The 266-nt window shown below is 68.8% G+C and carries 1 protein-coding gene; it reads right to left on the minus strand.

Annotated features, from left to right (window positions below):
* Window positions 1-266: 7TM diverse intracellular signaling domain-containing protein (locus SB719_RS20570; protein WP_412159802.1), on the minus strand; the 266-nt coding region annotated here is incomplete at both ends.

Here is a 266-nt window from a genome sequence, read left to right on the forward strand (position 1 = left end):
GGCGATCGACAGCAGCAGCATCTCCAGCGCGTAGCCGATCTGCACACCGTATTCGGTGACGATGTGCTTCGGCAGCAGGCCGAAGGCGAGCAGGGTGAACACCGCCGTGCCGAGCAGGAACATCGACCACGCCAGCAGCAGCAGCTTGGCCGGCGCATAGCCCTGGCGCAGCACGTAGACGGTGGCGATGACGATGCCGGCGACGCCGGCCAGCACCGCGCGCGATGCGATCGGCGTCGACAGGCGCAGCGGCAGCCACAGCGACG

It is taken from the genome of Pantoea sp. SIMBA_079 (assembly GCF_046940275.1).
Classification (GTDB): Bacteria; Pseudomonadota; Gammaproteobacteria; order Enterobacterales; family Enterobacteriaceae; genus Pantoea; species Pantoea borealis.